7 protein-coding genes and 1 tRNA gene are annotated in these 8,538 nt (G+C 57.8%); 4 read left to right on the top strand and 4 right to left on the bottom strand.

The genetic code is table 11. The features are described 5' to 3' along the window. Positions 1–443 precede the first annotated feature (443 nt). Genes terL through AC2FID_RS07490 form a run of 3 tightly spaced genes read right to left on the bottom strand, consistent with a single transcriptional unit; the run spans position 444 to position 3,730 of the window. Positions 444–1,922: a phage terminase large subunit gene (gene terL / locus AC2FID_RS07500; RefSeq protein WP_496836127.1), complete on the bottom strand. Its 1,479-nt coding sequence runs from the start codon at positions 1,920–1,922 to the stop codon at positions 444–446. Next, positions 1,909–2,343, bottom strand: a complete 435-nt coding sequence (locus AC2FID_RS07495; RefSeq protein WP_271950126.1) for a DUF5681 domain-containing protein — start codon at positions 2,341–2,343, stop codon at positions 1,909–1,911. Before AC2FID_RS07495 ends, terL begins: the two co-directional genes overlap by 14 nt. Next, the gene (locus AC2FID_RS07490) at positions 2,336–3,730 is read right to left on the bottom strand and encodes a site-specific DNA-methyltransferase (RefSeq protein ID WP_282168759.1); all 1,395 of its coding nucleotides are present in this window, start codon (positions 3,728–3,730) and stop codon (positions 2,336–2,338) included. Before AC2FID_RS07490 ends, AC2FID_RS07495 begins: the two co-directional genes overlap by 8 nt. A gap of 474 nt (positions 3,731–4,204) precedes the next feature. Here AC2FID_RS07490 and AC2FID_RS07485 point away from each other — a divergent pair, with 474 nt between their 5' ends. The 3 genes from AC2FID_RS07485 to AC2FID_RS07475 are packed head-to-tail and all read left to right on the top strand — an operon-like array spanning position 4,205 to position 6,524. Continuing rightward, entirely contained in the window at positions 4,205–4,435 is a 231-nt protein-coding gene (locus tag AC2FID_RS07485; protein ID WP_496677439.1) for a DUF3489 domain-containing protein, read from the top strand. After that, positions 4,432–4,848 carry a DUF2924 domain-containing protein gene (locus AC2FID_RS07480; protein WP_271950132.1) on the top strand — a complete coding sequence of 139 codons (417 nt, stop codon included), beginning with the start codon at positions 4,432–4,434 and terminating at the stop codon, positions 4,846–4,848. The genes AC2FID_RS07485 and AC2FID_RS07480 overlap by 4 nt, the downstream gene beginning before the upstream one ends. Next, entirely contained in the window at positions 4,845–6,524 is a 1,680-nt protein-coding gene (locus tag AC2FID_RS07475; RefSeq protein WP_496836124.1) for a recombinase family protein, read from the top strand. Before AC2FID_RS07480 ends, AC2FID_RS07475 begins: the two co-directional genes overlap by 4 nt. Positions 6,525–6,898: 374 nt before the next feature. Here the strand turns inward: AC2FID_RS07475 and AC2FID_RS07470 are convergent. After that, positions 6,899–6,988 (bottom strand) — tRNA-Ser (locus AC2FID_RS07470). 202 nt (positions 6,989–7,190) lie between these two features. Between AC2FID_RS07470 and AC2FID_RS07465 the strand changes: the two genes are divergently transcribed. Continuing rightward, entirely contained in the window at positions 7,191–8,525 is a 1,335-nt protein-coding gene (locus AC2FID_RS07465) for an SPOR domain-containing protein (protein ID WP_496836123.1), read from the top strand. The last annotated feature ends 13 nt before the right edge of the window (positions 8,526–8,538 follow it).

Genomic DNA, 8,538 nt, shown 5'->3' with positions numbered 1-8,538 from the left:
TGGATCGGGCCGCTAGGAGCACTTGCGTTGCTCTGCACATCTGTCGGAGCGATATTCTGCCATCTAGTGTTCGATACTTGGAAGCAGGGTATACCGGCGACGATAACAGGGACACTTGCGGCTCTTGTTTTGAACGCTGGGTATTCGAAGCTTCTGGACGTTCTTTGATTTTGCCCACCGACTGATCTGGGGTTTACTAAGTCAGCGATTGAACAGCCTTAGCTGGCTCCAGTTATCGGCTCTGCAAGGCCCGCTTTCTGCACAATGCAGTCCTTCGTGCATGGTGCAGCATTAGTTGCTCTGGGCTCGAAGCCGTCATCCGACAGCATTAGCGATGAGACTGGTTTGTGGTTGCGAGCGGTCATTGGGGCCGCTCTCAGGATTGGTCCGACATCGGCCCTCCCAGCACTATTCAACGAGTTTTCAAGCTTGACGCTGAGGTTCTACCGTCGCCTGATCCTCTCTCGATTACGCTCCCGACGTTCGATGTTGATCCGGTGGTCGCGACCCAATGCCCGGTAGAACCCCAGTCCCTTGGACCAGTTCAGAAAATGCGCGAAGCTATCGACCTGATCGTCGTTACGCCCGCGTGGAAAGGACTGAAGCTCTCGTTTGAATACCGGCAGCCAGGGTGCGTCTGCAGGCAGATACACCTTGCCCTCTTCGACAGGACCGCAAGCGGACTGGAACCGGGTTTCCTTGTCCTTGTCGGGTTTAATGCGTTCGTAGCGCCGACGGTCATCACGAAACAGCTCGTCCAGAAGCGGTTTACCGGAGGCCGCATCTTCGATCAAAACACGATCCGGATCCCAAAGGCCGACAAGCTGTAGCGCCTTGGCTTTCAGGTCTGGGTAGTCCACCTGCCCGCGCCAGACGTCGAGAAGGTACCACGCATTTTCGCGGAATCCCCAGGTTGTACAGGCCGAGAAGTCGGACCGGGGATCCGCTGACATGCCCGTATCCCAGCTTTGAACCACCAGTTGGAACCAGCGACGATTTTCGATGGTCTCATAAATACTGAACCACTCCCAGCGAAGGGGCGATCCGTCTGGTGCAATCGGGTTCTGCTGATACTGGCAATTGAACACGGCTGCGCCCATTTCACGGCGCTTGGTATCCAGCGTTTGCTGATCCAGGCGCGACGGGCAAAGGAGATCACCCGGTTTGCGGTGCATGGCCCTTCCACGCCCAAGAGGCACCGTCTCATATTCTTCGGCGATGGCAGACAGATTCAGGTGCCGATAGGTACCGCGTTCAAGCAGGTAGCCTGGCGGATCCATCTCGTGCAACCGTTGTGCAACCATAACCACACGCCCTTCGGCCGGGTTGTCAAAGCGCGACAGCAAGGTCCCCTCAATGAACTCCTGTGCCTTGACCAGCTCGGCTTCGGAACCCGCATCACCAGCTTTCAGCAGGTCATCGATGATGATGTAATCAGCGCCATGGCCAGTAACAGAACTGCCGATGGAGACAGCCTTGCGACTGCCTCCCTTTGTGGTGCGGATTTCTTCTGAGGAGTTGCCCTTTTGGGCCAAAACCGTTTCAGGGAACATTTCCCGGTACCAGCGCGCGGACATGATCCGACGACAATCTTCAGAATGCTTGCGCGCCAAATCCAGCCCGTAGCTGGCAACAATAATCTTGGCGCTGGGTGAGTGCCCCAGAAGATAAGCGACATATGCAACGGCCACGGTGACCGATTTCAGGCAACGTGGCGGGATGTTGATGATCAGCCGCTTGTTTTCGCCTTGGCGGACATTGTCCAACTCATGGCACATGGCACGCACATGCCAAGCCGGATCAAAGCTGCGGTCAGTCCCTTGGTGCAGCGTGTCAAACACACGCCACACGAAAGGAAAGAAATTGTCCCGGCAAACCTCGCGAGCGGCTTGCAGGACCATTTTTGGATCAGGAGTCGTCATCTTCCGCCTCCTCGTTTTCCGGACCACCGTCACCGTCCAGTTGGCTGGAAAAGAAATCCCGGAGGATGTCATAGTCAACTGCCTCCGGCCCATTCACTTCAGAGCCAGCCTGTTCGCTCCCATCATCTGGACCGCCGAACAGATCAGCGTCGACCTTGAGAAGCGCCATTAGCAATTTCGTGTCGCCCTTCAACGCACCGGCCGTGAGCCGCTTTGCAATTGCCTCCGCCTTGGAAATCCGAGCTTCGTTGTTGCCTTCGCGGACGGTGATCTTGGCTTCCAGTTCGCGTTTCAAGCTAGCATTCACCCCTTTGGCACCTTTTGGTCGTCCCTTCGGATTGCCGGAGCGGCCTTTCTTGAATTGGGTCGCTTTGGGCGGCTTGCCGTAGCCCACCTCATACTCTTTCGTATCGTCAGACATGATCCACCTCCTGCTCTGAAGTGGTGTCGTTGGCTGCAGAACGCGTATCGAACGTTTGCCCCGTGACAGCATGCACCGCGCTTTCACCGGTCATCTCCTGCCAACGGTGGATGGCGACATCGACGTAAACAGGGTCAAGCTCAATGAGCCGCGCCCGGCGCCCGGTTTTCTCAGCTGCCAGCAAGGTCGCGCCGGACCCGCCAAAGACGTCCAGCACGACATCGCCGCGATGACTTACATCCATCATGGCATCTGCCATCAAAGCTGTCGGCTTCACCGTGGGATGATCAGCGAGATCCGCTTCGCGTCCTGCCCCAAAGCTGTTCACACCGGCGTAATCCCAGACATTGGTGCGGTTGCGCCCATGTTTGCCCAGTTCGACATTGTTGATATGCGACGCGCCGGGCTTCTTAAAGATTGCGACCAGCTCGTGTTTGGAACGATAAAGGCTGCCCATCCCTCCGTTAGTCTTATTCCAGACGCAAAGATTGATGAGATCCAAGCCGCCTGCCTTGCCGGCCGCAATCAGTTCTTCAATGTGACGCCAGTCCATGCAGATCATCGCAATGCTTCCGTCCGGCAAGCAGTCAAACAGCCGGGTGACCACGCCTGAAAGAAAGACGCGGAACTCACTGTTAGACATTTCACCCGACGCCATGGCAAACTCGCGATGTTCGCCACTGATGCCACAGCGGACATGCCCATTGACCGGTACGTTGTATGGAGGATCGGTGAAGACCATCTGCGGGCTCTCGCCCTTCAGCAAAGTGTCGTAGCTCTGGGCTTGCAGGGCATCCCCGCAGAAGATGCGATGATCTCCAAGAACCCAAAGATCGCCCGGCTGAGTGATTACGGGTGCCGCAGGGTCCGGGGCCTCTACAGTCTCCGCTTCCGTCTCCGTGGCCTCGCCCGCGCCGTCGATGATGATGTCGATCTCCGGCGTCTCAAACCCAGTGATATCGAGGCTGAAGTCCAGTTCACCATCAAGGCTGAGATCCATCAACTCGGCAAACTCAATCTGGAGGGCCGCTTCGTTCCAGTCGGACAATTCCGCCAGCTTGTTATCCGCAATGCGCAGAACGCGCACTTCTGCTTCTGACAAGTGATCCGCGACAACTGTCGGCACGGACGTCAACCCCAGAGCCTTGGCGGCCTCATAGCGGCCATGACCCGCGATGATTGTGCCCGAACCATCCAACAGGATCGGGGTGACAAAGCCAAACTGGGCCACCGACGCCATAAGCTTGTCGATGTTCTTGGCTGCATGCACGCGGTTGTTGTTGGCGTATGGCTTGATCTGGCTGATCTGAGATTGGACGACTTTGTCCGCCATCCAGATCGGCGTGTTGGACGCCTTGGCGTCGCTCTGTGTTTTTTTGGCAGACATAGCCGCCTCCTTTCGTTTGACGCTCGTTAGCGTCGACAAGAAAGGATCGTGTTGGGAATTCGGAGAGAGCACGAAAGCAACTCTCCGGACCAATCGATCCGGTTCGTTGCCCCTTCGAATGCTCTCGGTCTTATCCGCTTCAAAAAATGCGGGGCCGAATGCTGCCTGGGAGATGTATTCACCTCCCCGTGGGACCTTGTCCCTTGTAGGGCTGGATAGAATCTATGCACGGGCTTTTTCAATTGCAACCCCCAAAACCAAAAGTAACTAAGTCGTAACCAATTAAGATTGTTGACGAATAATCGGGGGTACGGAAGCAGCGCCCTGCAAAACACACCCCTCCAGTAATCGCTGCAGAAAGAGCTGGACTGTTGCTGTGAACCACGCATCACTGGATCCAAGCCCGAGCCATTCGGGCGCTCCTCGGTACCGGGGTTCGGCATTTCGCCAGCCCCAGATCAGAGGAGACAATACATGTCCAAATCCAAACAAAGCAAAATTGACAAGTTGCAAGCTTTGTTGCGTCGCCCGAGCGGCACCAGCCTTGAGGCGCTCTGCAAAGCAACGGGGTGGCAGCCTCATTCGGTCCGAGCGGCTCTAAGCGGTCTGCGGAAAAAAGGCGTCACAATTGAAAGGCGGGCATCCGACAAACCAAATGGACCATCCACGTATCACCTGACGGTGGGAACAGGAAAAGAGTCATGACGAAGACGAGCGATGTCGCCGATCTCGCCGCCATGGGTCGATTGGATCTGGTTACGATTTGGCAGCAACTGTTTGATCAACCCGCACCCGCCATGCTCAGCCAACCCTTCCTGCGCCGTTTTATCGCCTTTGAGATGCAGTCCCGCCGTCATGGCGGGCTACCCCGCCAGGTCAAAGCCACGCTGGAAAAGGGCTCTGATAAGAAACCCCGGCCTAAATGCCCTGCCCTTAAACCCGGCGGGCGCCTGCTGCGCGAGTGGAACGGCGTGACCCATGTGGTCGATGTCACCAAGGATGGTTTTGTCTGGAGCGGTCGGTCTTATCGCTCACTCTCGGCCATCGCTCGGGAGATTACCGGCGCGCATTGGTCGGGGCCGCGCTTCTTCGGGCTCACCGGAAAGGCGGCAAAATGAGGCCGCGCCGCAAAACCCGATGCGCGATCTACACGCGCAAGTCATCGGAAGATGGGCTGGACCAAGACTTCAATTCACTCGATGCCCAGTACGAGGCCTGCGCGGCCTATGTCGCCAGCCAGCGACATGAAGGCTGGACCCTTTTGTCAGACCGCTACGATGACGGTGGCCTGTCGGGCGGCACACTCGAACGCCCTGCCCTTCAACACTTGCTTGAAGAGATCGATGCCGGGCGTATCGACATGGTGGTGGTCTACAAGATCGACCGGCTGACCCGATCGCTCGCCGACTTCTCGAAGCTGGTCGAACGGCTGGAACAGGCGGATTGTTCGTTTGTGTCCGTCACGCAGGCCTTCAACACCTCTTCCTCCATGGGTCGTCTTACTCAGAACGTGCTTCTGTCCTTTGCCCAATTCGAACGCGAGGTCACTGCTGAACGCATCCGTGACAAAATCGCGGCGTCAAAGAAAAAGGGGCTTTGGATGGGCGGCAATCTGCCCCTTGGCTATGATCGCCACCCCGATCCAAAAGCAAGAACGCTGGTGGTGAATGAGGAGGAGGCCAGAACGGTCCGGCATCTCTTTGGTCTCTATGACGAGTTGGGGTGCCTGCGCAAAGTAGAAGAAGAAGCAACGGCAGAAGGGCTGCGGTCAAAACGGGTTATTCGGACAGATGGCAGCGTGAAGGGGGATTGTCCGCTGTCACGCGGCCAGATCTATTACCTGCTGCGCAACCCGGTTTACCTCGGAAAAATCCGCCACAAGGATAAGACTTGGGACGGACAACACCCGGCGATCATCGACCAGGGCGTCTGGGACCGGGTACAGGAGAAAATGCGACAGGCATCGAACCGCTCCCGGGTACGCGGCGGCTCCGATGCGCGCCAACGCTCCAATGACCCCGGCGCCTGGCTCACCGGTTTGATGCAGGACGAAACTGGTGACAGGTTGACGCCAACCCACACCACGCGCAAAGGCCGACGATTGCGCTACTATATCTCCAATCGGTTGATCTCGGGCGGCAAGGATATCTCCGGCTGGCGACTGCCCGGCCCGGCGCTGGAAAACGCTGTCATTGATGTCATCGTCAGACAATTGCAAGACGCTGCAATCACGCATCGAGTTCTGGCGCTGCCGGAAGCCAGATCAGCCGAGGCGGTGCAGACTTCAGTTGCGGATTTAGTGACCCGGCTTCAAGGCCAAGGCGGTCAGTTCGGCGCTGATATTCTGGCCAGCGGCAGAATTGCACGAGGCCAGATCGACCTCGAATTGAACCGCAAAACCCTGGCAAGCGCACTTGGCATCGCCGCGGACCATCTGCACCCGGATCTCGCCCACGTTACCGCATCCTTCGATCTGCGCCGCCGCGGTGTCGAGGTCAAGGTCATCGCCGGAGACACGGTACCCCAACCCGACCCCCACCTCCGTTCCATGCTGATCCGCGCCCATGGCTGGGCCCGTGATCTGAAAGCAGGAGTTCAACTGATGGAAATCGCGCGCCGGGAAAGCGTTCCCGGCGCTTTCATCCGTACCCGTGCTCAGCTCGCCTTTCTCTCACCGAAGATTCAGGCCGCGATTCTCGACGGCACCCAGCCGCCCGAACTCACACTCAAGCGCCTGGTCAGCGTGACCCACCCACTTGATTGGGCCGAACAGGAATGTCTGTTCGACTTTTGACACCTCAAGAACCGGCCTCCCTGATACAGGGTTCGCCCTCCCTGATCCGTCGGAATAATTCCCTGTTCGCTCAAGAAAATTCCCTGTTCCACCTTTTAGGGAATTTGCAACATAAACCTCTGAAAAAATACAATTTTGACATGCATAATGTCTGAAATCGAAGCCATCTCACGAAAATTCCCTGTAAATCGCAGGTTATCAGGGAAACCCAGCCCAAAGCGACCCCGCCAAAATGCGCCACTGAGACTGAGGCCTGAATTGCGCTCTGAGTGTACGGCCTGCTCCGTCTCTGATTGAAAGCGCATGCGCCAACTCGCGGGAATTGCGGCACAATTCAGGATCAGAAAAAACAATTCAAGTGAGACAGGTATGAGTGGCGGGGAGACAGGGATTCGAACCCTGGGAACGCTCTCACGTTCAACGGTTTTCAAGACCGCCGCATTCGACCACTCTGCCACCTCCCCGCGTGGGGCCGGGTCTAAGGCCATCGCGAACCGGTGGCAAGACCAAATAGGGAATTCTTGCCGAAGCGCCCGCTGCGGTCTTTCCATGACACTTTGGCCGCGTTATGATCTGCAGGAAAGACCGAAGCAGGCTGGCATCACAGAACCAGCAATCGGCGGCGGGTCTCGGGAAACGAGGCCCAATCAGGCAAGGGATGACAAGATGAAGCGAGCGACAGAGACACGCGCACATCCGCGAGCGTTAGCGGCTTTGGCCGTTGTGTCCGTGGTTTTGGTTGGTTGCGATGAGGTGCTTTCCCCCGAAAATGTCTCGGCAGATACCCAGAGCGCCGAATCCGCACCAGACGGTCGGACCGACCTTTTCCCCACTCCAAGCGGAAGCCCGAAAGATGATGTCGAAGCGCCCGAGGTGTTTCAGCTGTCTGAGCCCGGACTATGGGATGGCCGCCCGTCATTGGGCGGCATATGGGTTGCCCACCCGGATGTGACACAGCCCGAGCGTGTGCGCGTCAAAAACCCCAAGAACAATAAAACGATCACAGCCGCGTTGTTCCGTCGCGAAAGAAACCTGCCGGGTCCTGAACTGCAGCTTTCCTCTGCTGCGGCCGAAAAACTGGGCATTCTGGCTGGCGCGCCTACACAGGTTGATGTCGTTGCCCTGCGTCGCAAAGCGCCCGAGCCGAAACCTGAGCCGGTTGAAGAAAAGCCCGCAGCCGAAGAGGCCCCTGTCGAAGAAACGCAAACCGCAGCAGCGGATGAGCCCAAGACCGACATCGCCGAAAGTGAGGCCGCAGAAGCTGAACAGCCAGCCAAGCTCAAGTGGTGGCAACGCAAAAAACCTGCGGCGGCGGCCGGCGCCGCGACTGCTGTAGCCGCAGATGCCGCGACCGACACGGCAACCGACACAGCGGCGGAAACAGCCGCCGAGGCGGTCGAAACCGTCACAGAGACTGAAGTACCGGCCAAGCCCAAATGGTGGCAGCGCAAGAAACCAGCCACGGCGGCCGTGGCCGCTGATGCTGCGACCGATACGGCGACCGACACAGCGACTGAGGTGGTCGAAACGACGGCAGAAGCAACATCATCGGCTTCACTGGTGGACCCAGAGGTTACCCCCCCGACTGAACAACCGGCCAAACGTAAATGGTGGCAAAAGAAAAGTCCCGATGAAATCACCGAAACGCCGCTGGACCCGATCGCGGGCGCGGCTGCGGCGATTGACGCGGCAGAACCCACACCGGCCGGAACCCCCTCTGCCACAACCGCGGACGCATCGGCAGCCACGGCGGCTTCGGTATCGTCCTTGTCAAAACCGTTCGTCCAGGTTGGCACTTTCGGGGTTGAAACCAACGCCAATAGCGCTGCCAACAAGATCCGCCGCAACGGAATGCCTGCCGAGGTGCGAGAACTAACCTCGGACGGCAAAACGGTCTGGAGGGTCCTAGTCGGCCCAGCCACGTCGCGCTCGGAACGCAATGCCATGCAACGCGATGTCAAAGACCTGGGCTTTAACGACGCGTTTACCGTCAAAAATTGAAACCAAGGAGGCC

Source organism: Ruegeria sp. CDSC068 (genome assembly GCF_059610545.1).
The sequence above is the reverse complement of the archived record's forward strand: the minus strand, read 5'-3'. Positions and strand labels throughout refer to the sequence as shown.